Origin of the sequence: Pseudonocardia sp. CA-107938, from assembly GCF_050936315.1 — a bacterium.
Classification (GTDB): Bacteria; Actinomycetota; Actinomycetes; order Mycobacteriales; family Pseudonocardiaceae; genus Pseudonocardia.
Map to the genome: position 1 here is coordinate 5319452 of NZ_JBNJNA010000001.1, position 24459 is coordinate 5343910.

A 24459-nucleotide genomic window follows, 5' to 3' on the forward strand; every position below is an offset into this window, starting at 1 on the left:
TTCCCGGCGACGAGCACGCTCGCGGCATGACGAAGTACGGCCTGGTCGTCCCGACCTACCAGCCCATCCTCGACGCCGGGCTCACCGCGCCCGAGCTGGTCGCCCGCGCCGTCGAGGCCGAGCGGATCGGCCTCGACTCGGTGTGGGTGGGCGACACCCTCGCCCGCGCCCCGATCGACGCACTGACCATCCTCGGCGCGTTCGCCGCGCGCACCTCCCGCATCACCCTCGGGACGGCCGCGCTGCTCCCGGCGCTGCGCAACCCGGTCCTCACCGCCAACCAGCTGCTCAGCATCGACCTGCTCAGCTCCGGTCGGCTCACGGTGGCCGTCGGCGCCGGGTTCGCCGGCCGCAGCGAACCGGAGTTCGCGATCGCCGGGGTCCCGTGGGCGCGGCGGCGGGCGCGGCTGGACGACATCGTGGCGCTGTGGCGGCACGTCTGGAGCGGCGGCGACGGCTCGTTCCACGGCGAGGTGCTGCACTACGACGCGTTGCCCACCTTCCCGGCGCCGGCGCGCCCGGGCGGCCCGCCGGTGTGGCTGGCGGCGTTCACACCGGGTGCGCTGGAGCGGGTCGGCCGGCTGTACGACGGCTGGTTGCCCTACCCGCCGAACCCGGCGGACTACGCGTCCGGCCTGGCGACGATCCGGGCGACCGCGTCGCGCCCGGTGACCCCGGCGCTGTTCGCGACGGTCCTGGTCGAGGACGACACCGCACGCGGGACGGCGCTCCTGGAGGAGTACTGCCAGCGCAACTACGGCGCGCCTGCGAGCTACGTGCAGGGCATCCAGATGCAGGTGACGGGCAGCGCGGCCGAGGTGGCGGAGCAGCTGCGCGCCTACGGCGACGCGGAGCACGTCCTGGTGCGGATCGCGAGCACGGATCCCGCGACGTTCGACGAACAGCTGCCCCGGCTGGCCGAGGTCGCCTCGCTGCTCCGGGAGCCGCAGCCGTCGAAGACCCGTCAGTTCGCGACGCCCTGACGTCCTCAGAACCGCCACAACGCGGCCGTCAGAGATCCGTCATCTCGCGGAGCCCTGAAATTGTCGGGGGCCGCGGGTAGCGTCGGGCAGCGTGTCAGAGGAAGTGCTCGCGCCGGAGCAGGCGGCGCCGCGACCCGATCCGGGGCCGTCGGTGCTGCGCGACTGCGCCGACGCCGAGGCCTACGTGGCCTCCGTCTGCTTCAAGCACGGCCCACCGCGGCTGTTCGGTGTCGAGCTGGAATGGCTGCTGCACCGCCACGGCTGGCCCGATACCGGGCCCGACGCGTCGACCCTGCGGTCGGCGCTCGGAGCCCACACGCCCACGTCCCTCGATCCCTCCGCTCCTGCACTGCCCCTCCCGGCCGGCTCCACGGTCACGGTGGAGCCCGGTGGCCAGATCGAGCTGGCCAGCTCCCCGGCGCGCACGCTCGCCGAGCTCGTCGAGTCGACGGCGAGCGACTCGGCCCACCTGCACCGGCTGCTCGCCGGTCGCGGGCTCGTCCCGCGCACCCGCGCCGCCGAGCCGGAGCGCCCGCCCACGCGGGTGCTGGACCTGCCGCGGTACGCCGCGATGGAGCAGTCGTTCGACCGGCACGGTCCTGACGGCCGCGCTGCCATGTGCTCCACCGCCGCGGTGCAGGTGTGCCTCGACACCGGTGAGACGGCCGATATCGCCGTCCGCTGGGCGGCGCTGCACGCACTCGGCCCCGTGCTGCTGGGCGCGTTCGCCAACTCGCCCCGCCTGGCCGGGCGGGCCACCGGGTGGAAGTCCGCCCGCTGGCGGAGCTGGCAGCGCTCCGATCCGCGGCGCACCGCACCCCCACCGATCGGGGAGGGCGATCCGGTGCGCGCGTGGACCACGCGCGTGCTCGCCTCGCCCGTGCTGTGCATCCGGGATGACGGGCCGTGGATCGTGCCCGAGCACCTCACCTTCGCCGAGTGGCTCGACGGTGGCGGCCCCCGCCCGCCCACGGTCGACGACCTGCGCTACCACGTGTCGACGCTGTTCCCTCCGGTGCGCCCGCACGGCCACCTCGAGGTGCGCTACGTCGACATGCAGCCCGGGCGGCGCTGGGCGCTGCCCGTCGCGGTGCTGGTGGCGCTCACCGCCGGTCCCGCCGTCACCGAGCAGGCGCTCACCGTCGCCGAGCCTGCCGCCGGCCTCTGGACCGAGGCTGCGCAGAGCGGCCTCGACCATCCCGTCCTCGCCCGGGCCGCCACCGCGGTCTTCGAGCTCGCCCGCAGCCGCGTGGCCGAGCTGGGCGCCCCCCGCTGGCTCGTCGACGACCTCGACGAGATGACCGAACGACAGGTCCGTCGCGGGCTCTGTCCAGCAGATCTCCCGGACACCCCGGAGGAAGAGCGATGACGTCCACCGATCTCCACCACTCGCCGGAGCTGCTGCGCACCCGCGTCGCCGAGCTGCTGGCCGACGCCCGCCTGCGCAGCACCCGCCTCACCGAGCTGGACGACGCGGAGCTGGTCGCCCAGCACTCGCCGCTGATGTCGCCGCTGGTGTGGGACCTCGCCCACATCGGCAGCCAGGAGGAGCTGTGGCTCGTCCGCGACGTCGGCGGTCGGGAGCCGCTGCGCCCCGAGATCGACGGGCTGTACGACGCGTTCCAGCACAGCCGGGCCAGCCGCGTGGAGCTGCCGTTGCTCACACCCGCCGAGGCGCGCGCGTACGTCGCCGAGGTGCGCGAGAAGGCCCTCGACGTGCTCGACGGGCACGCGCTGTCCGGCCGGCGGCTGGTGGAGCACGCGTTCGCGTTCGGGATGATCGTGCAGCACGAGCAGCAGCACGACGAGACGATGCTCGCCACCCATCAGTTGCGCGCCGGTGCTCCCGTGCTCGACGCGCCGGCCCCGCCGCCCGGGCGGGCCTTGCCGCGCAGCCCGGGGGACGGAAGGCCCGACGGAGGAGGGCCGGGGTGGGTGAGTGAGGTCCTGGTGCCGGGCGGCCCGTTCACGATGGGTACGTCCACGGAGCCGTGGGCGCTCGACAACGAGCGGCCCGCCCACGTCGTCGACGTGCCGGCGTTCGTGATCGACACGCACCCGGTCACCAACGGCCAGTACGCGGAGTTCATCGCCGCCGGCGGGTACGACGATCCGCGCTGGTGGAGCGCTGCCGGGTGGCGGCACCGCGTCGAGGAGGGCCTGGTCGCGCCCCGGTTCTGGCAGCAGGACGGCTCCGGGTCGTGGTTCCGGCGCCGGTTCGGGCGCGTGGAGCCGGTCCCGGCCGACGAGCCGGTGGTGCACGTGAACTGCCACGAGGCGGATGCCTACGCGGCGTGGGCGGGCCGGCGGCTGCCCACGGAGGCGGAGTGGGAGAAGGCCGCGCGGCACGACCCGGAGAGCGGCCGTTCCCGGCGGTTCCCGTGGGGCGACGCCGACCCCACGCCGGCGCACGCCAACCTCGGGCAGCGGCACCTGCAGCCGGCGCCGGTGGGTGCCTACCCTGCGGGTGCGTCGCCGCTGGGGGTGCACCAGCTGGTGGGCGACGTGTGGGAATGGTGCGCGTCGGGCTGGCACCCGTACCCGGGGTTCGAGGCGTTCCCGTACCGGGAGTACTCGGAGGTGTTCTTCGGCGGCGACTACCGGGTGCTGCGCGGCGGGTCGTTCGCGACCGACGCGTCGGTGGGCCGGGCGACGTTCCGCAACTGGGACCACCCGATCCGCCGGCAGATCTTCAGCGGCTTCCGCACCGCCCGCGACGCCCGCCCGTCGGACCTGCGCGGCTGAGCATGTGCCGGCACCTGGCCTACCTGGGCCCACCCGTGACCGTCGCCTCGCTGGTGCTGGAGCCCGTGCACGGGCTGCTGCACCAGTCCTACGCGCCGGCCGACATGCGCGGCGGCGGCACCGTCAACGCCGACGGGTTCGGCGCCGGCTGGTACGCCGAGCCGGGCGGGGAGGCGACGCGCTTCCGCAGCGCGGTGCCGATCTGGTCGGAGCAGTCGTTCCCCGACGTGGCGCGGGCGGCGTGCTCGCCGGCCGTGCTGGCGGCGGTGCGCTCGGCCACCACGGGCATGCCGGTCACGGTCACGGCGGCGGCGCCGTTCGCGGAGGGCCGCTGGCTGTTCAGCCACAACGGGGTGGTGCGCGGCTGGCCGCACTCGGTGGCGAAGCTCGCCGCCGGTCTGCCGGTCACCGACCTGCTCACCCTCGACGCGCCCACCGATGCCGCGCTCGTCTGGGCGCTGGTGCGGCACGATCTGCGCGCCGGGATCGACCCGGCGGAGGTCCTGGCGGACGTCGTGGGCGAGGTGGACCGCGCCGCGCCCGGTTCCCGGCTCAACCTGCTGCTCACCGACGGCGCCACGATCTGGGCCACCACCTGGGACCACGCGCTGTCCGTGCGCGGGACCGCCGACACCGCGCTCGTCGCCTCCGAGCCGATCGACCACGACCAGGGCTGGCGGGCGGTGCCGGACCGGCACCTCGTCGTCGCCACGCCCGGCAACGTCACCATCCGACCGCTCCACGAGACGGGGAACCCAGCATGAGCGCCGGCACCGGCCTGCTCGACATCCACCTCACCGAGGACGACGCCGCCGCGGCACTGCGCGACGACGTCCGCACCGGGCTCACCGCCCCGTTCAAGCACCTTCCGCCGAAGTGGTTCTACGACGCCCGCGGCAGCGCGCTGTTCGAGGACATCACGCAGCTGCCCGAGTACTACCCGACCCGCACGGAACGGGCGCTGCTCGCCGAGAGCGTGGCGGCGATCGCCGAGGCGTCGGGCGCCGACACGCTGGTGGAGCTGGGGTCGGGCTCGTCGGAGAAGACCCGCCTGCTGCTCGACGCGTTCAGCCGGGCCGGCACCCTGCGCCGCTACGTGCCGCAGGACGTGAGCGCGCCGGCGTTGCGGGCCGCGATGGACGCGCTCGCCGTGGACTACCCGGGGCTGGAGCTGCACGGCGTGGTCGGCGACTTCACCAGCCACCTCGACCGGTTGCCGCGCGGGGAGCGGCGGATGGTCGCGTTCCTCGGCGGCACCATCGGCAACCTGCGCCCGCACGAGCGGCGGGTGTTCCTCGACGAGCTCCGCGCTGTGCTGGAGCCGGGGGAGCAGCTGCTGCTCGGCACCGGGCTGGTGATCGACGAGCCGACGCTGGTCGCCGCCTACGACGACAGCGCCGGCGTCACGGCTGAGTTCAACCGCAACGTCCTGCGGGTGCTCAACCGCGAGCTCGACGCCGACTTCGACGTCGAGGCGTTCGAGCACGTGGCCCTGTGGGACCCGGTGGACGAGTGGATCGAGATGCGGCTGCGCGCGTCCCGCGCGATGACCGTCCACGTGCGGGAGCTGGATCTGGTCGCCGAGTTCGCGGCGGGCGAGGAGATGCGCACGGAGATCTCGGCGAAGTTCCACGTGGCCGGGGTGCGGCAGATGCTGCAGGCCAGTGCGTTCGCGCCGGTCCAGACCTGGACCGACCCGGAGGAGCGGTTCGCGCTGACCCTCGCCACCGCCGTCGACGGGGACGTGCTGGCGTGAGGGCTCAGGCCGCGCAGGTCGTAGCGTAGTCGGGCAGCTCGATCGCGTCGGCCTTGTCGAAGAACCGCGCGGCGATCCAGCGCAGCGGCCAGCCGGTCATGAGGCGGAAGGACAGGGTGCCGAGCCCGATCGCGAGGCGACCGTTCGGGGCGAACCCGGCGATGCCGAGCGGCGGCAGCTCCTGGGCCTGCGCCACGTACGGGCGCATGATCCGTTCGTAGTGCGCGAACGCGGTCGGGTGGTTGCCGCCGGAGCGGCGCATCTCGCCGGCGAGCACGTAGGCGCCGACGAGGGCGAGGCTCGTCCCGAGGCCGGTGAGGGAGGTGGGGGAGCAGGCCGCGTCACCGACCAGGGCGACCCGACCGCGGGTCCAGGTGTCCATGTGCACCTGGTCGATCGAGTCGAAGGCGAGGTCGGGCGCGGTGTCGAGGGCATCGAGGAGCCACGGCACGTTCCAGCCGGTGATGCCGGCGAACCGGTCACGCACCAGCCGGCGCACGGCGGCGCCGTCGCGGCGGTCGATCGCCAGCGGGTCCGAGCGGAAGGCCAGGGCCGCCTTCGCCTCGCCGGGCAGCCGGCCGGGGCGCAGCGACGCGACGCGTCCGCCGGGTGCCCGGTGCATGAGGAACCAGTCGTCGAGGTCGGCGCGAGCCGGGGTGGTGAACCAGGCCTGGTAACCGCCGATCGGCCGGAGGAAGTGCTTCTCAGGCCCGAAGGCGAGCCGGCGGACCGCGGAGTGGGTGCCGTCGGCGCCGATGACGAGATCGAACGAGCGCGCTGCGGACCGCTCGAACTCCACTGCCACGCCGCCGGAGTGCTCGCTGAGCGCGGTGACGGTGTCGTCCCAGACGTGCTCGCAGTCGTCGCGGACCGCTGTGTGCAGCACGTCGGCGAGGTCGCCGCGCAGGATCTCGATCTCGCTGACGATGCCGTTTCCGCCGAAGGCGTCCGCCGGCAGGCTCGCCCGGATCCGGCCGCGGTCGTCGACGTAGGCGATGCCGCGCTGCTCCACGGTGCGGTCGAGGATCTCGTCGAACACGTCCATGCGGCGGGCGACGGTGCGGCCTGCGCCGCGGAGGTCGACCGTCTGCCCGCCCTGCCGCGGGGCCGCGGCGCGCTCGAGGACGGTGACCTCGTAGCCGGAACGATGTAGCCAGTACGCAGCGGCCGAGCCGGCGATGCCGGCGCCGCTGATGAGGGCCGAAGGCTGCTTCATGCCGGCGAGCGTATGGCGTACATTCGCGGGCTGACCAGTGTTTTCGTGTTCCTAGTGCACTAGGGTGCTGAAAGCGCGGGCCGGATGGTGGGTGCACTAGTGCGGAGGTGGCGGATGGCCGAGCAGGCGGGCGCGGCGCGCATCGCATCGGCGCTGCGCGCGCGGATCGTCGCGGGCGAGCTGGCGCCCGGCGACCGGGTGCCGTCGACGCGGGAGCTGACCCGGGAGTGGGGTGTCGCGATGGCGACAGCGACCAAGGCGCTGGCGGCACTGCGACAGGAGGGGTTGACCCGGCCGATCGCCGGCGTGGGGACCGTGGTGGCCGAGACGTCGGCAACGGCCAGGGTGCGACCGCGACCGGCGGGCGACTCGGCGCTGGACGTCGACGCGATCGTGGCGACGGCGGTGCGCGTGGCCGACGTCGAGGGTCTGGAGGCGGCGTCGATGCGGCGGGTGGCGGCGGAGCTGGGAGCGGCGACGATGTCGCTCTACCGGCATGTCGCCGACAAGGACGACCTGGTCCTCCGCATGCAGGAAGCGGCGCTGGGGGAGTGGCGCCCGCCCGACCCGCCCCCGGGCTGGCGGGCCCGCCTCGAGGTGGCCGCCGTGGCGCTCTGGGCCGCGTTCCGGGTCCATCCCTGGCTGGCGCCGGCGATGTCGGTGACCAGGCCGCAGCCGCTGCGGGCCGGGCTGGTCTTCACCGAGTGGTTCCTGACCGCCCTCGACGGCGAACCGATCGGTCTGCACGACGCCTTCGACGTGCACCTGATCCTGTTCAACTTCCTCCGCGGCCTGGCACTCAACCTCGAGTCCGAGGCCGCCGCCCAGGCGAACTCGGGGCTCGACAACGAGGAGTGGCTGGTCAGCACGCGGCCGGCGATCGACAGCCTGGTCACTGGCGGTGACTTCCCGATGATGAGCCGCATGCTGGCGACGGAGTACGACCTGCGACTGGACGCGCTCGCCCACAGCGGCCTGACCTACCTGCTCGACGGTCTGGAGGTGCGCCTGCGCCGCGCTAGTGTCGTGGGGTGACCAGTGACTGGCGGGACGACGGCGTCCGCGTGATCCCCGGCGACGCGCTGGACACCAACACCGCGCAGACCCCGGGCATGCTCCGGGCCGCGGCCGTCACCGGTGCTCGGGTCGGGGCCCAGAAGCTGTGGGCGGGCACCGTGACGATCCATCCCGGTGCGCGCACCGGTGCACACCACCACGGCGAGCTGGAGAGCGTCATCTACGTCGTGCGGGGCCGGGCCCGGATGCGGTGGGGCGAGCGGCTGGAGTTCACCGCGGAGGCAGGACCCGGCGGGTTCATCTACGTGCCGCCGTTCGTGCCGCACCAGGAGATCAACGCGCTCGACGACGAGCCCCTCGAGTGCGTGCTCACCCGCAGCGGCCAGGAGCCGATCGTGGTGAACCTCGACCTCGACGTCGACCACCTGTCCGAGCCCGAGCACGTGCCGTGGATCGACCCGACGCACCCCCGCTGAACGCAGCGCTGACGGGTCCGGCGTTCGTCCTGCACGACCACCGCAAGCCGCGCCCGCACTTCGACCTGCGGCTGGAGGAGCGCGGGGTGCTGCGCTCGTGGGCGGTGCCGCGCGGGCTGCCGGGGCTGGGGGAGAGCCGGCTCGCCGTGCCCGTCCCGGATCACGAGCTGGAGCACCTGACCTACACCGACGAGCACAAGTCGATCGCCGACATCGGCTGGTGGGAGGAGCACAGCCGCACGGAGCGGCGGATCGTGTTCACGCTGCACGGGCGGGCCGCCCCGGTCCGGTACGTACTGGTGCACACCGGACCGGACTGGCTGCTGCGCCGCACGACCGAGCAGCCATGACGGCGGACGGATCCAGGGCCGCACACCGCGCCACCGACCAGCGCCGCGTCCTGCGCGTGCTCGTCGCGGCGCAGGTGCTGAGCGGCGCGGGGCTCGCGGCCGGGATCACCGTGGGCGCGCTGCTCGCCCAGCAGATGCTCGGCGGCACCGCGCTGGCCGGCCTCCCGAGCGCCCTGTTCACCATCGGTTCGGCGGCGGCCGCCGCGGGCGTGGGTCGGCTCTCCGACGCGCGCGGTCGCCGGCGCGGCCTGACCGTCGGGTACGCCGTCGGTGCGTTGGGCGCGCTGGGTGTCGTGGCGGCCGCGGTGACGGGCAGCGCGGTGCTCCTGTTCGCCTCGTTCGTCGTCTACGGCGCCGGGACGGCGACCAACCTGCAGGCCCGGTACGCCGGTGCGGACCTGGCCGTGCCCGCGCAGCGGGGCCGCGCGGTCAGCCGGGTCCTGCTGGCCACCACCCTGGGCGGGGTGCTGGGGCCGAACCTCACCGCGGCGACCGGCGCGCTCGTCGCGCCGTGGGGCATCCCGCCGCTCGCCGGCCCGTTCCTGCTGGCTGCGCTGGCCTACGCGGCAGCGGCGGCCGTGCTGGCCGTCCTGCTGAAGCCGGATCCGCTGCTGCTCGCGCGCGAGCTGTCGACGGCGGAGGCGGTGCTCGTGCCCGATCCGGCCGCGAGCCCGGCCGTCGCGTCGACGGGATCGGTCGCCGTCGGCGCGCTGGTCATGATCGTCACCCAGCTCGTGATGGTCGCGATCATGACGATGACGCCCGTCCACCTGATCGACCACGGGCACGGCGTCGCCGTCGCCGGCGTGGTGATCGCGGTGCACGTGGCGGCGATGTACCTGCCGTCCCCGATATCCGGGTGGCTGGTGGACCGGCTGGGCCCGCTGCCGGTCGCGGCACTGTCCGGGGCCACGCTGCTCGCCGCGGCCGTGCTCGCCGCCACGGCGCCCGCCGGATCGGTGCCGCTGCTCACGGTCGCGCTCGCGCTGCTCGGCCTCGGCTGGAACTTCGGCCTGATCAGCGGCACGGCCATCCTCGCGGCCGTTCCGCTGTCGGTGCGGGCGCGGACCCAGGGCGCGGTGGACGTGACGATCGCGCTCTCCGGCGCGGTGGCCGGCCTCGCGTCGGGGCTGGTCGTGGCTGCGGCCGGGTACCCCGCGCTGTCGCTGGTGGGCGCAGTGATCGCCCTGGCCATGGTCCCGGTGGTGGCGGTGGCGCAGCTGCGCCGCGCCTCGCCCACGGTGTGACGCGCGGCGCCAGGACGACGTCACACACCGAGTGCGGTCCGCACACAGGTTGCAGCATGTGTGCGGACCGCACTCGGTGTGTGAGGTCGCGGGAACCAGTCCCTCGTGTGACGCGGCGTCACCACTGATCCTGCCAGAGTGATCGTGTGGGTACGCGGATCATGCCGGCTGTCATCGCCGTGCTGGCCGGGACGGCGCTGGCGGTCGTCCTGCTGGTGCCGTTCGTGGCGGCGAGCTACCGGCGCCGGGGCGAGCTGGGGTGGGGGCGGGCGCTGCTCGCCGCCGGCGCGCTGGTGTACGCGCTGGCGCTGGTGGCGTACGTGCTGCTCCCGCTGCCGACCACCGACACGGTGTGCGCCGCCGGCCCGCAGCTGCGGCCGTTCGCCTTCCTCGGTGACGTGGCGAAGTACCACGTCGGCAACCCGCTGCGGAACCCGGCGATCCAGCAGGTGCTGTTCAACGTGGCGCCGTTCGTGCCGCTCGGGGCGTTCCTGTGCTACCTGGGGCGTCGCTCGATCGTGGTCGCGACGGTGGCCGGGTTCGGGGTGTCGTTGCTGGTCGAGTGCACCCAGCTGACCGGTGACTGGTTCCTGTACCCGTGCCCGTACCGCCTCTTCGACGTCGACGACCTGATCGCCAACACGGCCGGCGCGCTGCTCGGCGCGGCGGCGGGCCCGCTGCTGCGGTTCGTGCCCGGTCAGCGGTTGCACGCTGCTCCGCCCGGCGAGCCGCGCCCGGTCACGGTCGCGCGGCGGCTGCTCGGCGTGCTCTGCGACCTGCTCGGGGCGTGGCTGACCGGGGCCGTATTGACGGTGGTGCTGCGGACGGTCCTGCTGCTGACCGGTGACGACATCGCGCCGGGCCCGGTCTGGCTGGCACCCGTGGAGGCGGCGCTCGGCGGGTGGCTGCCGTGGCTCGTGCTGTTCGTGGTGGTGCCGATGATCGGGCGCGGCGGCACGGTCGGGCAGCGCGCTGTGCTCCTGCGCCCCGCCCTGCCCGACGGGGAGGTGCCCGGCCGCGCCCGGTTGCTGGCGCGCAGCGTCGTGGGCGTCGGTGGCTACGTCCTGCTGCAGGTGGCGGACGCGGCGGGCGGGTTCGCCGCCCTCTGGGGCGTGATGAGCCTCGTCGGGATCTGGCGCAGCCTGGGGCACCGTGGCATCGCCGGCCGGCTCACCGGCACGCTGCTGGTCGACCGCCGCGCCGCGGTGCCGGTGAATCAGCCGACCTCGCGCTGAACCGGCGACGCGGCGACCTGCGCGAACCCGCGGATCGTCTCGGCGATCAGGTCGGGTGCCTCCAGCATCGGGACGTGCCCGACGTCGGGCAGCCGGGTGACGGTGGCGTCGGGCAGGCCGTCGAGGAAGTGCCGGGCGAACCAGCGCTCCGGCACGACGCGGTCGCGGCCACACAGGACCAGCTGCACCGGGCAGTCGACCTGGTCGAGGCCTTGCACGCCGTGTCCCGTGCGCAGGGCGTTCCACAGCAGCGGGAGGTAGCCCGTGCACCCGTAGGCGGCGGCCATGGCGTGGGCCGTGTCCTCGAGGCTCACCATGGCCAGGTTGCCGCTGACGAACCGCAGGTAGAAGCTCCGCAGGAACGCGCGGTCGTTGGCGAACGGCGCCAGGAACCGGGCGGCCGGCCAGGAGGCGAGGAAGCCGAGGCCGAGCGCCACCGACGCCACGGTGCGCCCCGCCCAGCCGCCGGCCGGCGCGATCGCGGTGACGCTGCGAGCGCGGCCGCGGCGGGCCAGCTCGAACGCCGTCCAGCCGCCGAGGGAGTTGCCGGCGACGTGGCAGGTGCCCCAGCCCTGCTCGTCGAGCATGCGCTCGACGGCGTCGGCGATGTGCGGCACGTCGACCTTGCGGGCCGGCAGCGGCGGGCCGCCCCAGTGCCCGGGAAGCGTCGGGGCGAACACGGCGAACTCGTCCGCGAGCTGCGGCCCGACGGCCCGCCACACGTGGTGCGACATCGTGAACGGGTGCAGCAGGAGCAGCGGCTCGGCGGCACCGTCATCGGGACCCACCCGCAGCGATGCGGTCGGCAGGATCATCGCAACAGTGTTACCTACCGTCGGTAACAACGCCAGCGGTGACGGCCGGGACCGGGGCTCCGGTCCCGGCCGTCACCAGTGCTCTCAGCCGCGCAGCATGCCCCGCAGGACGTACTGCATGATCCCGCCGTTGCGGTAGTAGTCCGCCTCGCCGGGGGTGTCGATGCGCACCTTCGCGTCGAACTCGACGGTCTCGCCGTTCTCCTTCGTCGCCGTCACGTGGACGGTGCGCGGGGTGGTGCCCTCGTTCAGCTCGGTGACGCCCGAGATGTCGAACGTCTCGGTGCCGTCCAGGTGCAGGCTGGCCGCCGACTCGCCCTCGGGGAACTGCAGGGGCAGCACGCCCATCCCGATGAGGTTGGAGCGGTGGATGCGCTCGAAGCTCTCCACGATCACGGCCTTGACGCCGAGCAGCGCGGTGCCCTTGGCCGCCCAGTCGCGCGACGAGCCGGAGCCGTACTCCTTGCCGCCCAGCACCACCAGCGGTGTGCCGGCGGCGGCGTAGTTCTGCGCGGCGTCGTAGATGAACGCCTGCGGGGCGCCCTCCTGCGTGAAGTCGCGGGTGTAGCCGCCGCTCACGTCGTCGAGCAGCTGGTTCTTGAGCCGGATGTTCGCGAAAGTGCCGCGGATCATCACCTCGTGGTTGCCGCGGCGGGAGCCGTAGGAGTTGAAGTCCTTCTTCTCCACGCCGTGCTCGGTGAGGTACTGCCCGGCCGGGGTGTCGGCCTTGATCGAGCCGGCGGGGGAGATGTGGTCGGTGGTGACCGAGTCGCCCAGCTTCGCCAGTACCCGCGCGCCCGAGATGTCCTGCACGGGCGACGGCTCGGGCTGCATGCCCTCGAAGTACGGGGGCTTGCGGACGTAGGTCGACTCCGGGTCCCACTCGAACGTCTCGCCCTCCGGCGTGGGCAGCGAGCGCCACCGCTCGTCACCGGCGAAGACGTCGGCGTAGTCCTTGGTGAACATCTCCTGGCTGATCGAGTTCTCGATCACCTCGGCGACGTCGGCCGCCGACGGCCAGATGTCCTTCAGGTACACGTCCGAGCCGTCGGTGGCCTTGCCGAGCGGCTGCTGCTCGAAGTCGAAGTCCATCGTGCCGGCGAGCGCGTACGCGATCACCAGCGGCGGGCTGGCCAGGTAGTTCATCTTGACGTCGGGGTTGATCCGGCCCTCGAAGTTGCGGTTGCCCGACAGCACCGAGACCACGGTCAGGTCGGCCTCGTTGATCGCCGCGGAGATGTCCTCCTCCAGCGGTCCCGAGTTGCCGATGCAGGTGGTGCAGCCGTAGCCGACGAGGTGGTAGCCGAGCTTCTCCAGGTACGGCCAGAGACCGGCCTTCTCGTAGTAGTCGGTGACGACCTTCGAGCCCGGCGCCATCGACGTCTTCACCCACGGCTTGACCGTGAGGCCCTTGTCGACGGCGTTCTTGGCCAGCAGGGCGGCCCCGAGCATCACCGACGGGTTGGACGTGTTGGTGCACGAGGTGATCGAGGCGATCACGACGGCGCCGTGGTCGAGGACGAACTCGCCGCGGCTCTCCGAGCGCACCGTGGTGGGCTTGGACGGGCGGCCGTTGCCGCCCTCGGCGGCGGAGAACAGCACCGGCTGCTCGTCGGCGCCACTGCCCGGGGCGGGCGAGTCGCTGGCCGGGAACGACTCCTTGCCGGCCTCGTCGACGCCCGCGGGGGCGCCCTCGGGGTCGTCGGTGTAGTCGTGGATGGCCTTGCGGAACGCCGGCTTGGCGTCGGTGAGCTCGATGCGGTCCTGGGGGCGCTTCGGGCCGGCGATCGACGGCACGACCGTCGACAGGTCCAGCTCCAGCGTCTCGGAGTAGACCGGCTCGCGGCTCGGGTCGTGCCAGAGGCCCTGCTCCTTGGCGTAGGCCTCCACCAGCTCGATCTGCTCGGCGGAGCGGCCGGTGAGCTTGAGGTACCGGACGGTCTCCTCGTCGATCGGGAAGATCGCCGCGGTGGAGCCGAACTCGGGGCTCATGTTGCCGATGGTGGCGCGGTTGGCCAGCGGCACCGCGCCGACGCCCTCGCCGTAGAACTCGACGAACTTGCCCACCACGCCCTGGCGGCGCAGCATCTCGGTGATCGTCAGCACCACGTCGGTGGCGGTGGCGCCGGGCGGGATCTCGCCGGTCAGCTTGAAGCCGACGACCTTCGGGATCAGCATCGAGACGGGCTGGCCGAGCATCGCGGCCTCGGCCTCGATGCCGCCGACGCCCCAGCCCAGCACGCCCAGGCCGTTGACCATGGTGGTGTGCGAGTCGGTGCCGACGAGCGTGTCGGGGTAGGCTTGCCCGTTGCGGGTCATGACGACGCGGGCGAGGTGCTCGATGTTGACCTGGTGCACGATGCCGGTGCCCGGCGGGACGACCTTGAACTCGTCGAACGCGCCCTGGCCCCAGCGCAGGAACTGGTAGCGCTCCTTGTTGCGCTGGTACTCGAAGTCGACGTTGCGCTCGAACGCGTCCGGGCGGCCGAACACGTCGATGATCACCGAGTGGTCGATGACCAGCTCGGCCGGCGCGAGCGGGTTCACCTTCGCCGGGTCGCCGCCCAGCTCGGTGACGGCCTCGCGCATCGTGGCGAGGTCGACCACGCAGGGCACGCCGGTGAAGTCCTGCATCACCACGCGCGCGGGCGTGAACTGGATCTCCGTGTCGGGCTCGGCCGCGGGGTCCCAGCTCGCGAGCGCGCGGACGTGGTCGGCGGTGACGTTGGCGCCGTCCTCGGTGCGCAGCAGGTTCTCCAGCAGCACCTTGAGGCTGAAGGGGAGGCGCTCGGCGCCCTCGACGGCCGAGAGCCGGAAGATCTCGTGCTCGGCGCCGCCTGCCTGGAGGGTGCCCCTCGCCCCGAAGCTGTCTGGTCCGGTGTCTGTGCTGGTCACTGGGGTCGTCCTCCTGAGCGGTGGTGGCGCGTCGTTCGGCGGGTCTGCTCGGTTTCCCGGAGTCTCGCGCACCCATACGTCACGGTCGCCGCGGACCCCTCACTGCAAACAGTACGCGCGTCCTGTTTGGGAGTCGAGCGGGGCCCAGGACGTCACACAGCGCGCGGCCACGACACACAGGTTGCAACCTGTGTGAGGCGGCCACGCGCTGTGTGAGGTCGGAGTTCAGCCCTGCGCCAGCGCCAGCAGGTCGCGCACGTCCTGCGGGTCGAGCGCGTGCAGCGCGTCGCCGTACAACGTGGTGACCGTGCGGAACGGGCTCACGTAGAACGCGCCGCCGTCCTGGACCGCCACGATCCGCGGGTTCGTCACCACGGCGAAGAGCTTGGGCAGCACCCGGTCCAGTACGGGCGGGCCGGACACGCCGCCGCCGAAGTCGTCGAAGCTGCAGAGCCGCTGCTCCGTGCCCTCGCTCCCGGCCTGCACCACGATGCAGGCGCCGTCGCGGGTGACCGTGGCCGTCTCGCCGCCGGCGTTCTCCACGACGACCTTCTGCACCTGCAGCGCGGTGCCGCCGGGGATCGACGTCTCGGTGGTCTGCAGGTCGACCAGGCGGGCGCCGGACGCCTCACCGCCCGTGGCCGCCACGATGGCGTCGCCCACGTCGTGCAGCACCTGCAGCTCGCTCGGCGGGGCCAGCTCGACCAGCCGCCGGACGTTCCCGTCGAGCGCTGCCGTGACCGTCTGGCGGAGGGCGTCCGTGGCCGACGACGCGCCGCGCGCCGGCACCGACGTCTTCGGCCACGGCGTGCCCGTCGAGCGCAGGAAGTAGTCGGCCGCCGTGTAGAACGCGCTGACGTACCAGCGTCCGTCCACACGGACGGTGGCGACGCGGATGCCCTCCGGGACCTCGGTCGCGATGTCGATCGTGGTCGGCATACCGGCGACCGACACCCCGTTCGGGAACGCAGCCTTGCGGAACGAGTCGGTGAAGATCTGCTGGCTCTTGTCGTCGGCCACCGAGATCTTGCCGGCGACCAGCTTGGTGATGACGACGTCGTCGCGCACGGGCTCGGCAGCGGAGTCGTCGAACCGCAGGTCGCTGACGGTCGCCGACGCGGCCATGAGGTCGGCGTCGGGCCGGATGATCTCCAGGCGCTTCAGCTCGCCGGTGATCGTCGTCTGCATGTCGACGAGCAGCGTGCGCTCTCCGGGGTGCAGGCGGCTCAGCGCGGACAGCGTCGAGCCGGACTGCAGGTCGGCGGCCAGCAGCGAGACGGCCTCCTTGGACGTCGACGCGCCGCCGAACTTGGTGAACAGGTTGAACGCGTACGCCGCGCCGGCGCCCAGCGCGAGCACCGCGATGATCGCGGTGATGATCGGCCACTTCCGGCGGCGCCTGCGCACGGGGACGGGCGGCATGTGCGGCGGGGGCGGCGGTGGCCAGCCCGGCGGGGGCGGCCCGGGAGCCTGGAGTGTGGGCGGCAGCTCGCGCGTGTGGACGGCGGGGCCGGGCGCCCACGGCGGCGGCACGCCGGGGCCGGGCGTTGGGTGGTTCATCTGTGTCCTCGATCAAGTCGCGGCCGTTCGTGCGCCCCCGTGGTCGCACCGACCTCGCCGGCAATGGTGTCCAGCGGCCGGGCGCGCCGGTGCTCCCGGCGCGGTAAGGCTTTGCGGCGCCGTGGTGAGGGAAAGGTTGCCGTTCGGTCAGGGTCGCCGATGCCGGGCGAGCCGGCGGGGCCGCGCCACCCGGCTGGGTGGTGGTCGTCGCTCGTCCGAACGATCTCCCCGCGCGGCGATCCGGGCGGTGAGCCCGCCCGATGACACGCTCCCCGCGCATTTCCCCGGTACGGGCGACGAGGAGGACGGGTGCGGGCGCTCGGCAGGGCTGTCGTCGCACCGCTGGTGGCGGTGCTGCTGCTGGCCGGCACGCCCGTCGCGACGGCCGACCCGGTGCCGCCGACGCCGCCGCCGAACCCGACCGACGGCCAGCTCTCGGCCAGCCGTGACGCGGTCGGCGCCCGCGCGGCCGAGGTGGGCCGGCTCAGCACCCAGCTGGCCGATCTCGACCAGCAGACCGACGACCTGCAGGCCGCTCTCGCCACCCGCCGCGAGGACGCGGAGGCGGCGCTGGTCGACCTGGCTGCCGCCCAGGACGCCGCCGCAGCTGCTGCCCGCAAGGCGGACCTGGCCCGGGCCGAGACGGACGCCGCCACCGCCGCGATCGACGCGGCCCGCGCCCGCATGGACGACCTGCTCGCGCACACCTACGAGCAGGGCCCCGACCTGGGCCCGCTGGGTCTGCTGTCCACGGCGACGGGCCCCGACGACCTCATCGACCGGGCCCAGTACGGCAACCTGATCGCCGAGCAGCAGCGCTCGGTGCAGGACTCGTTGGAGAAGGCCCGCATCGGCAAGGCGAACGCCGACGCCGCCGCCCGGGCCGCGCTCGACGAGGCCCGCCGACGGCAGGCCGCTGCGGCCACCGCCAAGACCGCTGCCGACGGCGCGCTTGCCGCCGCCGACGCGGCCGCCCGAGCGCAGGCCCGGCAGCTGGCCGCCATCGCCGCGCAGCGCGCGCAGGTGCAGGCCCAGCTGGACGCCGCCGTCTCGGCGGACGCCGGTCTGCGCGCCCAGCGGGACCGCTTCCGCCAGTGGCAGGCCGACCAGGCGGCCGCGCAGGCCAGGGCCCAGCAGGCCGAGCGAGCCGCCGCCGCGCAGCGCGTGGCCGCGGCGGGCGCGGCGCCCGGTCGCGGGGGACCGGGCGCGATCCAGCGGGTGATCGACCGGGCGATGTCGCAGCTCGGCGTCCAGTACGTGTGGGGCGGCGGCAACGGTCGCGGTCCCACCACCGGCATCCCCGACGGCCTCGGCTCGCCGCTCGACCGGATCGGCTTCGACTGCTCCGGCCTCATGCTCTACGCGTTCGGCGGCGCCGGCATCTCGCTGCCGCGGGTGAGCCGCAACCAGTTCAACGCCGGCACCAAGGTCCCGATCTCCGACATCCGCCCCGGCGACATGCTGTTCTGGGCCGACCCCGGCGAACCCATCCACCACGTCGCGATGTACATCGGCAACGGCAACATGATCGAGGCGCCCTACACAGGGGCGAGCGTGCGGGTGACGAAGGTGCGCACGAAGGGCCTGCTCCCCGAGGCAACCCGCATGCTCTGACGTGACACGACGCCCGCGGCCCCCTCGTCCCGGCGAGTCCCGCATTCCACGGGGCGAGTCCCGCATCCCGCAGGGCAAGTCTTGCGTTTCGCCGGGCGAGTCACGCGTCTCGACGCGTTCACCGGAGCGGAGTGCGGCCAGGACCGGACGAGGCAGAGACCCGGCCGCCACGGATCGCGAGGCCGGGCGAGTCCTGCGATCCGCCGGGCGAGTTCCGCCTTTCGGTCGGACCGGTTCGCGCGTGGTCGGGCGGCTCGTCGAACCGGGCTCGCCGTGCTCGTTCCTCCGCAAACGCGCAACTCGCCCGGCGAAACGCGCAACTCGCCCGGCGGAACGCGCAACTCGCCGAGGCGGGCGGGGGCCTCACGGGCGTCTCACCCCGGACAGGGTGGAATGGGGCGGTGAGCAGTGCGCAGGATTCCGTGCCCGCCCCGGCCCGCGAGGGTGAGAAGCTCGAGCGGATCGTCTTCGAGATCAAGCGCGTCATCGTCGGGCAGGACCGGCTGGTCGAGCGCATGCTCGTCGGCCTGCTGGCGAAGGGGCACCTCCTGCTGGAGGGCGTGCCGGGGGTCGCGAAGACCCTCGCCGTGGAGACGGTGGCGAAGGTGGTCGGCGGCTCGTTCGCCCGCCTCCAGTTCACGCCCGACCTGGTGCCGGCCGACATCCTCGGCACGCGCATCTACCGGCAGGGTCGCGAGGAGTTCGACGTCGAGCTGGGCCCGGTGGTGGCGAACTTCGTGCTCGCCGACGAGATCAACCGCGCGCCCGCGAAGGTGCAGTCGGCGCTGCTGGAGGTGATGGCGGAGCGGCACCTGTCGATCGGTGGGCAGACCTTCCCGATGCCGGCGCCGTTCCTCGTGCTGGCCACGCAGAACCCGATCGAGAACGAGGGCGTGTACCCGCTGCCGGAGGCGCAGCGCGACCGGTTCCTCTTCAAGATCGTGGTCGAGTACCCGAACGTCGAGGAGGAGCGGGAGATCGTCTACCGCATGGGGGCCACACCGCCCGCCGCGCAGCAGGTGATCGACCCCGACGAGCTGGTGCGGCTGCAGGGCGTGGCCTCGCAGGTGTTCGTGCATCACGCCCTCGTCGACTACGTGGTGCGGCTGGTGGTCGCCACCCGCACCCCGGCCGAGCACGGCCTGTCCGACGTCGCCGGCTGGGTCTCCTACGGGGCGTCGCCGCGCGCGACGCTGGGCATCGTGGCTGCGGCGCGGGCGCTCGCGCTGGTCCGCGGCCGCGACTACGTGCTCCCGCAGGACGTGCTCGACGTCGCCCCCGACGTGCTGCGCCACCGCCTCGTGCTCTCCTACGACGCGATCGCCGACGGCGTGCCGATGGACCACATCATCGGACGGGTGGTCGGCGCGGTGCCGTTGCCGCAGGTCAGCGCGCGGCCGCAGGGCGGTCAGCAGTACAGCGGGGCGGGCGCGACGTCGTGACGGCTTCGGCCCCGCCCGGGAAGCGGCGGCCTCCGACGAGCCCGCCGTCGTTCCGCGACGGCCGGATGGAGGCGTCGCTGCGCGCACTGGAGCTGACGGTGCGCGGCCGCCTCGACGGGCTGCTGCAGGGCAACCACCTGGGCCTGGTGCCCGGGCCGGGCAGCGAGCCCGGTGACGCGCGCGCCTACCAGCCCGGCGACGACGTGCGCCGCATGGACTGGGCCGTCACCGCACGCACCACCGAGCCGCACGTCCGCCAGACCGTCGCCGACCGCGAGCTGGAGACGTGGGTCGTGGTCGACCTGTCGGCCAGCCTCGACTTCGGCACCGCGTCGTGCGAGAAGCGCGACCTCGCGATCGCCGCGCTGGCCGCGATCACCCACCTCACCCGCGGGGGCGGCAACCGCATCGGGGCGATCGTCGCCACCGGTGAGAAGACGATGCGGCTGCCGGCGCGCGGTGGCATCGCGCACGCGCACACGTTGATCCGCCGGGTCGCGGAGACCCCCCGCGCGCAGACCGGTTCCCGCGGCGACCTCGCCGCCGCCGTCGAGCAGCTCCGCCGGCCGCCGCGTCGGCGCGGGCTGGCCGTCGTGATCTCCGACTTCCTCGGCGAACCGACGTGGGAACGGCCGCTCCGGGCGCTGTCGGCGCGGCACGAGCTGCTCGCCGTCGAGGTGCTGGACCCGCGCGAGCTGGATCTCCCCGACGTCGGCACGGTCGTGCTGGCCGACCCGGAGTCGGGCCGCCAGCGCGAGGTCGTCACCACGCCGTTGCTGCGCCGCGAGTTCGCCGCCGCGGCCGCCGAGCACCGCGACCTCGTCGCCCGCACGTTGCGCCGCTGCGGCGCCGCGCAGCTCACCCTGCGCACCGACTCGGACTGGGTCGCCGACGTCGTGCGGTTCGCGCTCTCCCGCAAGCGCATGTGGTCGGGGGGCGGCCGCTGATGGACGGGCTGTTCGCCTACCCGTGGTGGCTGCTCCTGCTCCTCGTCGTGGCCGGGCTCGCCGGCGGCTACCTGCTGCTGCTGCGCCGCCGGCGCCGCGACACGATGGCGTTCACCAACCTGGAGCTGCTCGACAAGGTCGCGCCCGACCGCCCCGGCTGGTGGCGGCACATCCCCGCCGCCGCGCTGATCCTCTCGCTCGCCGTGCTGGCGATCGCGCTGGCCGGGCCGCAGGCCGAGGCGAAGGTGCCGCGCAACCGGGCGACGGTCGTGCTCGTGATCGACGTGTCGCTCTCCATGAAGGCGACCGACGTGCAGCCGAGCCGGCTGGCCGCCGCGCAGGCCGCGGCGAAGTCGTTCGCCGAGCAGCTCACGCCCGGCGTCAACCTGGGGCTCGTCTCGTTCGCCGGGACGGCCGCCGTGCTGGTGTCGCCGACCGCCGACCGCGAACCCGTCAAGCGGGCCATCGACGGCCTGGAGCTCTCCGAGGCGACGGCCACAGGCGAGGCGATCTTCGCGGCCCTCCAGTCGATCGACTCGTTCTCCCAGTCCGTCGCCGCCGCGACCGACGAGGGTCCGCCGCCGGCCCGGATCGTGCTGATGAGCGACGGCGCGCAGACCCTGCCCGGCGGCGACCGGCCCGAGGAGCTGCCGCGCGGCTCGTTCACCGCGGCCCGCGCGGCGGCGCAGCAGAAGATCCCGGTCTCGACGATCTCGTTCGGCACCGCGTACGGGTCGATCGAGATCAACCCGGGGGAGCGCACACCGGTGAGCGTCGACGACGCGGCGATGCGCCGCATCGCCGAGCTGTCGGGCGGCCAGTTCTTCACCGCCGCGTCGGAGGCCGAGCTGCGGCAGGTGTACGCCGAGCTGGGGGAGCAGATCGGCTACGAGACCCGCCGCGTGGACGTCAGCCGGCCGTGGCTGGTGGGTGCCGCGCTGCTGCTCATGGCCGGGGTCGGCACCGGGCTCGCGCTGGGGCGCCGGCTGCCCTGACCTGCGCGAGGTGGGAATCCCACCTCTCCGATTCTCCGTGTCACGATGTGCTGTCGATCGATCACCGAGGGGGCAGCGCGACCGTGGGCACTTCGCGGGGGAACGTCCGGCGGCGGGTGCTGGGGCGGCGGCTGCGCCTCATGCGCGAGGACGCCGGCTTCACGTTGGACTGGGCCGCCCCCAAGCTGTACTGCTCGGTCAGCAAGCTGGCCCGGATCGAGGCGGGGCAGCAGGGCATCGATCCGCACCTGGTCAAGAGCATGCTCGACCTCTACGACGTCGGCGGCGACCGGTGGACCGAGACGCTGCAGCTCGCGGCGGAGGCGCGCAAGCGGCCGTGGTGGGCGCAGTACCGGCTGGGCGGCGACTTCGGCTACGTGCAGTTCGAGACGGACGCCGAGCACGTGCACGACTTCGCGCCGGGGTTCATACCGGGCTTGCTGCAGACCCGCGACTACGCGCGGATCATGTTCACCTCGGATGTCGTGGAGTGGACCGACGAGCAGTTGAAGGCGGAGCTGGAGGTCCGGATGATCCGCCAGCGGCGGCTCTCCGATGAAGCGAACCCGCTCCGGCTGGTGGCGGTGGTGGGGGAGGCGGCCCTCCGGAACCCGATCGGCGGGCCGCAGGTGATGCGGGCTCAGCTGGCCCACATCGCGGAGGCCGCGGCGCTCCCTACCGTGACCCTGCATGTGCTGCCCGCCCACCCGGGTCCGCACGCCTCGCTGGCCTCCGGCTTCATCGTGCTCAGCTTCGGCAACCTCGGCGAACCGGACATGGCCTACGTCGAACACGCCCTGGGTGCGGCCCATCTGGAGGGCGAGCAGGAGGTACTGCTGGCCCGGAAGAAGTTCGACCAGCTGCGTACGCTGGCACTGGGCCCGGCCGAATCTCTGGACCTGCTGCGGGAGATCGCCGCGGCCACGTGACCGGCGGAAGGATCACAGCCATGCACAGTGCCGCAGAGGTCGAGCGGCTCGCCTGGCGCACCAGCAGCTTCAGCGGCGGGGGGCAGAACGGCAGCGGCTGCGTCGAGGTCGCCCCGCTCTGGCGCACCAGCAGCTTCAGCGGTGGCGGACAGAACGGTGACAGCTGCGTGGAGGTCGCCCCCGTCCCGGCCGGCATCGCCGTCCGCGACACCAAGGACCGCACCCGCACCCCGCACGTGTACTCCGGCGCCGCATGGTCGGCGCTGCTGGCGGGCGTCCGCGCCGGCGACCTCGACGCCTGACGCCGTCACCCCAGCGCGGCGAGGAAGCGCCGCAGCAGGCGCTCGAACAGCTCCGGTTGCTCCAGGTTGGCCATGTGCGCGGCGTTCTCGACGACCGCGAGCTGCCCGTGCGGCACGGTCTCGACCAGCTCCCTGACCATGCGCACGTGGTCGGGCGCGTCGATCGCGCCCGTCACGCCGAGCACCGGCGCGGTGATCCCCGCGGCGCGGGTGGCGGCGTCAGGCAATGAGCTGGGCGGCGGCCCGCCGTGCACCACGTGCGTGGTGATGGTGTGGGCGATCATGTCGCGGCAGCGCGCGACCACGTCCGGATCGACGTCGTCGAGCGCGCGGTACGGGCCGACCAGCCCGATCTCCAGGAACGTCGCGGTCCAGGCCTGCGCGTCGAACGCGGCCGCCGCGGCGGCCAGCGCGGCGAGGCGGTCCTGCATCCACGGATCGCGGAACAAGTGCCCGTCGGCGGAGGCGCTGCTCGCGCCCGTGCCCAAGGCCACAACCGCGCGGACCAGGCCGGGGTGCGCGATCGCCACGTCCAGCGCGGTGGCGCCGCCCATGGAGAGCCCGACGAGCACGGCCGGCCCGAGGGCGAGTTCCCGCAGCACCGCGGCCACGTCGTCGTAGTGCCGGAACGGTGCCACCGGCGTCGACGACCCGCCGTGGCCGCGGGCGTCGAGCCGCACCACGGTGCACCTGTCGGCGAGCGCGAGCTGCGGGTCCCACATGCGCCGGTCCATCGCGCCGCCGTGCAGGAACACGACGGGCGGGCCGTCGCCGACGCGGTCGTAGGCGATGTGGCCGCCGTCGACGGGGACGGTGCCGGCGGTGAGCGTGCGGGTCATGGCGACTCCTCGGTGATTCGGGTGACGCCGGCGACGAGCGCGTCGAGGACGCGGACGGTGGTCGCGACGTCGGCGGGGTCGAGATCGGCGGCGATGGCTGCCAGGTTGCGCAGCTCTGCCTCGTGGACGCGGTCGAAGGTCGTGCGGCCGCGGTCGGTGAGGTCGACGAGCGGGGAGCGACGGTGGGCCGGGTTCGGCCGGGTGGTCACGAGACCCTGCTCGTGCGCCTGGTCGACGAGGCGCTGGATGACCTGTCGCGGCATCGAGAGGGTGCGGCCGATGGCCGGCACGGGCGCCGGCCCCCCGTCGGTCAGGACCTCCAGCAGCGCGCGGACACCCAGGGTGAGCTGCTCGGATTCCAGCGCCGCGGTGACGGCGCGGGCGGAGAGCAGGTGCAGCGGCCGCACCCGGCGCAGGACCGCGTACAGGTCGGACGGCTCCGTGCTCATGACACTGATGATGTTAAGACGACACTGTCGGTGTCAATCGAATGAGAAGTGGCCCAGGAAGCGGTCCGCGACGGCACGATCGCCCGTGACGACCAGCCCGGCCTCCTCCGGCCGCGTGCCGCGGGCGGCGGCATGCACGGCCTCGGGCGTGCCGGTCAGCACCGCATCGGGGTTGACGCCTTCGCCGCGCTCCAGCGTCGCCAGCTCGCCGTCGACGACGCGGGCCGTGTAGCTCTCGCGACCGATGCGCAGGGCGAGGGTGGCCGTCCACGGCGGGCCGGACGGGCGGAACGCGCGGCGCAGTCCGAGTGCGGCGGGATCGGGCAGCGCCACCCCGTCGAGCTGCTCGCCCATGCCCCAGTCGGCGAGTGCCCGGAACACCGGTTCGAGGTCGCGCCCCCGCGGGGTGAGGGCGTAGACCGTGGCCGCGCGCTCGCGCCGTTCCAGCACGCCGTGCGCGACGAGGTCGCGCAACCGCTGCGTGAGGACGCTGGGGGCGATGCCGGGCAGGCCGGCCGCGAGGTCGGAGAAGCGCTTCGGGCCCAGCCGGAGATCGCGCAGGACGAGCATCGCCCAGCGATCGCCGATCACGTCCAGCGTGTGCGCGACCGGGCACGCCTGGCCATAGGTCCGGCTCATCCCACCTC

At 73.7% G+C, this 24459-nt stretch carries 23 protein-coding genes; 16 read left to right on the top strand and 7 right to left on the bottom strand.

Annotation, left to right across the window (positions count from 1 at the left end):
- The first annotated feature begins 26 nt into the window (after positions 1-26).
- The 5 genes from ACQEVB_RS26230 to egtD all read left to right on the top strand — a co-directional run bounded on the left by ACQEVB_RS26230 (position 27) and on the right by egtD (position 5484).
- Positions 27-983 carry an LLM class flavin-dependent oxidoreductase gene (locus ACQEVB_RS26230; RefSeq protein WP_432976345.1) on the top strand — a complete coding sequence of 319 codons (957 nt, stop codon included), beginning with the start codon at positions 27-29 and terminating at the stop codon, positions 981-983.
- A gap of 91 nt (positions 984-1074) precedes the next feature.
- On the top strand, positions 1075-2352 hold the full coding sequence (gene egtA / locus ACQEVB_RS26235) for an ergothioneine biosynthesis glutamate--cysteine ligase EgtA (RefSeq protein WP_432976348.1): 1278 nt from the start codon (positions 1075-1077) through the stop codon (positions 2350-2352).
- Positions 2349-3728 carry an ergothioneine biosynthesis protein EgtB gene (gene egtB, locus ACQEVB_RS26240; RefSeq protein ID WP_432976351.1) on the top strand — a complete coding sequence of 460 codons (1380 nt, stop codon included), beginning with the start codon at positions 2349-2351 and terminating at the stop codon, positions 3726-3728. The genes egtA and egtB overlap by 4 nt, the downstream gene beginning before the upstream one ends.
- 2 nt (positions 3729-3730) lie before the next feature.
- On the top strand, positions 3731-4492 hold the full coding sequence (egtC, locus tag ACQEVB_RS26245) for an ergothioneine biosynthesis protein EgtC (RefSeq protein WP_432976354.1): 762 nt from the start codon (positions 3731-3733) through the stop codon (positions 4490-4492).
- A complete protein-coding gene (egtD, locus tag ACQEVB_RS26250) occupies positions 4489-5484 on the top strand; it encodes an L-histidine N(alpha)-methyltransferase (protein WP_432976357.1) in 996 nt (331 codons plus the stop codon). Before egtC ends, egtD begins: the two co-directional genes overlap by 4 nt.
- A 4-nt stretch (positions 5485-5488) precedes the next feature.
- Here egtD and ACQEVB_RS26255 read toward each other — a convergent pair whose 3' ends face one another.
- Positions 5489-6700 carry an FAD-dependent monooxygenase gene (locus ACQEVB_RS26255; protein ID WP_432976360.1) on the bottom strand — a complete coding sequence of 404 codons (1212 nt, stop codon included), beginning with the start codon at positions 6698-6700 and terminating at the stop codon, positions 5489-5491.
- A gap of 114 nt (positions 6701-6814) precedes the next feature.
- Between ACQEVB_RS26255 and ACQEVB_RS26260 the strand changes: the two genes are divergently transcribed.
- The 5 genes from ACQEVB_RS26260 (at position 6815) to ACQEVB_RS26280 (ending at position 11025) form a co-directional block, all read left to right on the top strand.
- Entirely contained in the window at positions 6815-7735 is a 921-nt protein-coding gene (locus ACQEVB_RS26260) for a TetR/AcrR family transcriptional regulator C-terminal domain-containing protein (protein WP_432976363.1), read from the top strand.
- Positions 7732-8193 carry a cupin domain-containing protein gene (locus ACQEVB_RS26265; RefSeq protein ID WP_432976366.1) on the top strand — a complete coding sequence of 154 codons (462 nt, stop codon included), beginning with the start codon at positions 7732-7734 and terminating at the stop codon, positions 8191-8193. Before ACQEVB_RS26260 ends, ACQEVB_RS26265 begins: the two co-directional genes overlap by 4 nt.
- Positions 8166-8543 carry a DNA polymerase ligase N-terminal domain-containing protein gene (locus ACQEVB_RS26270; RefSeq protein WP_432976369.1) on the top strand — a complete coding sequence of 126 codons (378 nt, stop codon included), beginning with the start codon at positions 8166-8168 and terminating at the stop codon, positions 8541-8543. Before ACQEVB_RS26265 ends, ACQEVB_RS26270 begins: the two co-directional genes overlap by 28 nt.
- Complete coding sequence (locus ACQEVB_RS26275) at positions 8540-9790, top strand: MFS transporter (RefSeq protein WP_432976372.1); 1251 nt, start codon at positions 8540-8542, stop codon at positions 9788-9790. Before ACQEVB_RS26270 ends, ACQEVB_RS26275 begins: the two co-directional genes overlap by 4 nt.
- Positions 9791-9936: 146 nt before the next feature.
- Positions 9937-11025, top strand: a complete 1089-nt coding sequence (locus ACQEVB_RS26280) for a VanZ family protein (RefSeq protein WP_432976375.1) — start codon at positions 9937-9939, stop codon at positions 11023-11025.
- Here the strand turns inward: ACQEVB_RS26280 and ACQEVB_RS26285 are convergent.
- The 3 genes from ACQEVB_RS26285 to ACQEVB_RS26295 form a co-directional block, all read right to left on the bottom strand.
- Positions 11007-11840 carry an alpha/beta fold hydrolase gene (locus ACQEVB_RS26285; protein ID WP_432976378.1) on the bottom strand — a complete coding sequence of 278 codons (834 nt, stop codon included), beginning with the start codon at positions 11838-11840 and terminating at the stop codon, positions 11007-11009. The genes ACQEVB_RS26280 and ACQEVB_RS26285 overlap by 19 nt on opposite strands.
- Positions 11841-11924: 84 nt before the next feature.
- Positions 11925-14735 (bottom strand): aconitate hydratase, encoded by a 2811-nt coding sequence (locus tag ACQEVB_RS26290; protein WP_432976381.1) that lies wholly within the window; start codon positions 14733-14735, stop codon positions 11925-11927.
- Positions 14736-14960: 225 nt separating this feature from the next.
- Positions 14961-16295 (bottom strand): hypothetical protein, encoded by a 1335-nt coding sequence (locus ACQEVB_RS26295; RefSeq protein ID WP_432976384.1) that lies wholly within the window; start codon positions 16293-16295, stop codon positions 14961-14963.
- A 309-nt stretch (positions 16296-16604) separates the two neighbouring features.
- Between ACQEVB_RS26295 and ACQEVB_RS26300 the strand changes: the two genes are divergently transcribed.
- The 6 genes from ACQEVB_RS26300 to ACQEVB_RS26325 all read left to right on the top strand — a co-directional run bounded on the left by ACQEVB_RS26300 (position 16605) and on the right by ACQEVB_RS26325 (position 22524).
- Positions 16605-17909 carry an NlpC/P60 family protein gene (locus tag ACQEVB_RS26300; protein WP_432976387.1) on the top strand — a complete coding sequence of 435 codons (1305 nt, stop codon included), beginning with the start codon at positions 16605-16607 and terminating at the stop codon, positions 17907-17909.
- Between the two features lie 401 nt (positions 17910-18310).
- Complete coding sequence (locus tag ACQEVB_RS26305) at positions 18311-19351, top strand: AAA family ATPase (protein WP_432976390.1); 1041 nt, start codon at positions 18311-18313, stop codon at positions 19349-19351.
- A 65-nt stretch (positions 19352-19416) separates the two neighbouring features.
- Positions 19417-20298: a DUF58 domain-containing protein gene (locus ACQEVB_RS26310; RefSeq protein WP_432980588.1), complete on the top strand. Its 882-nt coding sequence runs from the start codon at positions 19417-19419 to the stop codon at positions 20296-20298.
- Positions 20298-21293, top strand: coding sequence for a VWA domain-containing protein (locus ACQEVB_RS26315; protein ID WP_432976393.1), 996 nt, complete (start codon positions 20298-20300; stop codon positions 21291-21293). Before ACQEVB_RS26310 ends, ACQEVB_RS26315 begins: the two co-directional genes overlap by 1 nt.
- A gap of 83 nt (positions 21294-21376) precedes the next feature.
- Positions 21377-22222, top strand: coding sequence for a DUF5753 domain-containing protein (locus tag ACQEVB_RS26320; RefSeq protein WP_432976396.1), 846 nt, complete (start codon positions 21377-21379; stop codon positions 22220-22222).
- 20 nt (positions 22223-22242) lie between these two features.
- A complete protein-coding gene (locus ACQEVB_RS26325; RefSeq protein WP_432976399.1) occupies positions 22243-22524 on the top strand; it encodes a DUF397 domain-containing protein in 282 nt (93 codons plus the stop codon).
- 5 nt (positions 22525-22529) lie between these two features.
- On the opposite strand, the gene ACQEVB_RS26330 is transcribed toward ACQEVB_RS26325, so the two are convergent.
- The 3 genes from ACQEVB_RS26330 to ACQEVB_RS26340 are packed head-to-tail and all read right to left on the bottom strand — an operon-like array spanning position 22530 to position 24451.
- Positions 22530-23363, bottom strand: coding sequence for an alpha/beta fold hydrolase (locus tag ACQEVB_RS26330; RefSeq protein ID WP_432976402.1), 834 nt, complete (start codon positions 23361-23363; stop codon positions 22530-22532).
- Positions 23360-23812 carry a MarR family winged helix-turn-helix transcriptional regulator gene (locus ACQEVB_RS26335; RefSeq protein ID WP_432976405.1) on the bottom strand — a complete coding sequence of 151 codons (453 nt, stop codon included), beginning with the start codon at positions 23810-23812 and terminating at the stop codon, positions 23360-23362. Before ACQEVB_RS26335 ends, ACQEVB_RS26330 begins: the two co-directional genes overlap by 4 nt.
- 33 nt (positions 23813-23845) lie before the next feature.
- The gene (locus ACQEVB_RS26340) at positions 23846-24451 is read right to left on the bottom strand and encodes a winged helix-turn-helix transcriptional regulator (protein ID WP_432976408.1); all 606 of its coding nucleotides are present in this window, start codon (positions 24449-24451) and stop codon (positions 23846-23848) included.
- Positions 24452-24459 lie beyond the last annotated feature (8 nt).

Excerpts from the sequence above, each read along its gene's own strand:
- ACQEVB_RS26230 (WP_432976345.1), top strand. The coding sequence starts at position 27 with ATGACGAAGTACGGCCTGGTCGTCCCGACCTACCAGCCCATCCTCGAC.
- egtB (WP_432976351.1), top strand. The coding sequence starts at position 2,349 with ATGACGTCCACCGATCTCCACCACTCGCCGGAGCTGCTGCGCACCCGC.
- egtC (WP_432976354.1), top strand. The coding sequence starts at position 3,731 with ATGTGCCGGCACCTGGCCTACCTGGGCCCACCCGTGACCGTCGCCTCG.
- egtD (WP_432976357.1), top strand. The coding sequence starts at position 4,489 with ATGAGCGCCGGCACCGGCCTGCTCGACATCCACCTCACCGAGGACGAC.
- ACQEVB_RS26255 (WP_432976360.1), bottom strand. The coding sequence starts at position 6,700 with ATGAAGCAGCCTTCGGCCCTCATCAGCGGCGCCGGCATCGCCGGCTCG.
- ACQEVB_RS26260 (WP_432976363.1), top strand. The coding sequence starts at position 6,815 with ATGGCCGAGCAGGCGGGCGCGGCGCGCATCGCATCGGCGCTGCGCGCG.
- ACQEVB_RS26275 (WP_432976372.1), top strand. The coding sequence starts at position 8,540 with ATGACGGCGGACGGATCCAGGGCCGCACACCGCGCCACCGACCAGCGC.
- ACQEVB_RS26285 (WP_432976378.1), bottom strand. The coding sequence starts at position 11,840 with ATGATCCTGCCGACCGCATCGCTGCGGGTGGGTCCCGATGACGGTGCC.
- ACQEVB_RS26295 (WP_432976384.1), bottom strand. The coding sequence starts at position 16,295 with ATGAACCACCCAACGCCCGGCCCCGGCGTGCCGCCGCCGTGGGCGCCC.
- ACQEVB_RS26310 (WP_432980588.1), top strand. The coding sequence starts at position 19,417 with ATGGAGGCGTCGCTGCGCGCACTGGAGCTGACGGTGCGCGGCCGCCTC.
- ACQEVB_RS26315 (WP_432976393.1), top strand. The coding sequence starts at position 20,298 with ATGGACGGGCTGTTCGCCTACCCGTGGTGGCTGCTCCTGCTCCTCGTC.
- ACQEVB_RS26325 (WP_432976399.1), top strand. The coding sequence starts at position 22,243 with ATGCACAGTGCCGCAGAGGTCGAGCGGCTCGCCTGGCGCACCAGCAGC.
- ACQEVB_RS26330 (WP_432976402.1), bottom strand. The coding sequence starts at position 23,363 with ATGACCCGCACGCTCACCGCCGGCACCGTCCCCGTCGACGGCGGCCAC.
- ACQEVB_RS26335 (WP_432976405.1), bottom strand. The coding sequence starts at position 23,812 with ATGAGCACGGAGCCGTCCGACCTGTACGCGGTCCTGCGCCGGGTGCGG.
- ACQEVB_RS26340 (WP_432976408.1), bottom strand. The coding sequence starts at position 24,451 with ATGAGCCGGACCTATGGCCAGGCGTGCCCGGTCGCGCACACGCTGGAC.